A 2,251-nucleotide genomic window follows, 5' to 3' on the forward strand; every position below is an offset into this window, starting at 1 on the left:
ATTTCGAATAACACTATACCTTGTATGTTAGTGGGCACTAACAGCACTACATGTTGGGGGGGGTATATAAAATGAACCGTTTTATGTGAATTTGGCTCTATATTTCACATAAAACTAAAGGTAAATGGAGCAAAACATAACAAAAACAGAGGAACAGGAAAATGGATTTTAATTTTGAAAATATGGATAGTCTTGCAGCATTGCGTCCAGTACTTAGAACTGTTGAGTACAAAGGTATCACATTCTATGTGCGTTCACTGAGCGCAGCGGCAGAGAAAGAACTTATGGCTAAGACTGCTCTTACTGGTGAAATTACTGCCACTAAACTTGAGCGGTACTATAGTGAACTAACTCGCGTAATTATCATGAACGGATTGGTAAATGCAAAAGGCGAGCAAATGCTTGTGAACGAAAAGCAATACAAAAAATTTATCGAAGCAGTTGATAACGACCTAGTACAACTACTCGAAGGTACAATTCACCCTGTACTAAACGAAGAGCAACAAGAACAAAGCAACGAACAAAAAAAGTAATTTGGCGTTTGATGTACTCGGATGATAGTACGCTGTATAAATCATTTAAACTAATGGATCGCTTTAAAATGCCATTGAGCGAAATACGTCAATGGAGCCCATTAGAATTTGAAGCTGCGGAAGCATATTGTTTTAGACACGCTATAGATCCTACGTTGCACACAGCAATATCAAAAGCAGGCATGTTCGCAGCGATGAGCAACGGTGCAAAGATAAACCCAGACGAGCACTACGCTGAAATGAAATTGCACTACACAATGCCCGATTTCCTCAAAACGCAAGAAGAACTAGATCTCGAAATGAAACAAGAGATTGAGCGTCAGCGTAAGTTACACGAACAAAGCACCATTGGTTTAATTGATGATGCAGATGTTGAACCAGTACCACAAGCGCCTAAACGTAAGCGTAAAAAATCAAAACAACAAGAATAACAACAAAGGGGATTACCCTTGCAAGGGCACTTTTGTGCCCTTTTTTATTTCCAATAATAACAATAATAAGGAACAACTATGGCGAGAGGATCATATCAAGCTGGTTCAGTAAGCGTTAATTTAAACGCAAACAGCGCCCAGTATGTGCAAGCACTTAAACATGCACAACAAATCACAAATGCTTGTCTCAGTAATATGTCCCAGACATTTAAACACTTTGCCAGTACCGCAATGCAAGCAGGTGCAACTGTAGGCCGAGTTACTGCACAGTTAGGTGCACCATTAGTTAAAAGCGCCGCATGGGGTGCAGGTGCGTTGGCAACGTACACAGGTGTGATAATTGCTCACCGTTTAGAGCAGCAGAAGTTGGCTATCCAGTACGGCGCAACAGCTGAACAAATGAACCAGATGGCCTACGTTGCGAATTACGCTGGTGTAGAGCTTGAGGACGTACTGGATGCAATGAAAGAGTTCAGCATCAAAGCAGGTGATGCGGTCGAAGCTGGAGAAGCAGTAACTAACACCATGTCTGCATTCTATAAAGCAGCAGGTGGCGCTCAGATGTGGAACAACGAGACAAGCCCTGTCATTAAATTGAACAAGCTCCGTGAAGCGTTTCAGAAACTATCCGATTCCGATAAGTTGCGCGTACTTGATGAAGCTGGGGATGCAGGGTTGCGTTTGAATGGTGTCTTACGTTTAACCAACCAAGAAATGGACATGCTGCAAAAAACTGGTGCAGCAACCGCAACCGCAGCAAACATGACTAACATGCAAACCCTAATTGCAAAGTTTGGTTATCTGCAACAAGTAGGCAATGACTTCTTGATGGGTATTGTAGGGCGTATTGCACCAGTACTAATTAAAGTAGTGGATCAATGGACAAACAGATTACGGTCTGCTTTTGAGGATAAGGGCGGCTTTAAAGAAGGGTTCCAAAGTTACGTAGATTTGTGGTCGAAACGTATTTTTGATTTTTTGATGGATACAATAAACAGTGTGGCTAAGTTTGTTGACGGCTTGAACAACGTAATGAACACCATGCAATCAATGACAAACAGTGCAAGAGGTGTTGTTGGTGGCGTTGTTAGTAAGCAATACGACAACGACTATGCAAAAACAATGTCAAAAGAAGATCGTGATTCAGAAGTTAAGTACGATGCACTATCAAGACAAATAGAGCAACGTGAAGCCCAAATAGAAGCGAGAGCAGCTAAGTTAGATGCAAAAGCCGCAAAAGAGGGTAAAGGTTGGATAGGGAAAACCATTGATACGCAAACCGATGAC

3 protein-coding genes are annotated in these 2,251 nt (G+C 41.7%); all 3 read left to right on the plus strand.

The features are described from left to right. Positions 1 to 161 precede the first annotated feature (161 nt). The gene (locus LG31_RS0107575) at positions 162 to 533 is read left to right on the plus strand and encodes a hypothetical protein (RefSeq protein ID WP_033113880.1); all 372 of its coding nucleotides are present in this window, start codon (positions 162 to 164) and stop codon (positions 531 to 533) included. Between the two features lie 68 nt (positions 534 to 601). After that, positions 602 to 964, plus strand: coding sequence for a hypothetical protein (locus tag LG31_RS0107580; protein ID WP_152598337.1), 363 nt, complete (start codon positions 602 to 604; stop codon positions 962 to 964). 78 nt (positions 965 to 1,042) lie between these two features. Then, positions 1,043 to 2,251: hypothetical protein (locus LG31_RS0107585; protein WP_033113882.1), on the plus strand; the 1,209-nt coding region annotated here is incomplete at its 3' end.

The sequence above is a fragment of the Aeromonas lacus genome (genome assembly GCF_000764665.1).
In the GTDB taxonomy this organism is placed as follows: Bacteria; Pseudomonadota; Gammaproteobacteria; order Enterobacterales; family Aeromonadaceae; genus Aeromonas; species Aeromonas lacus.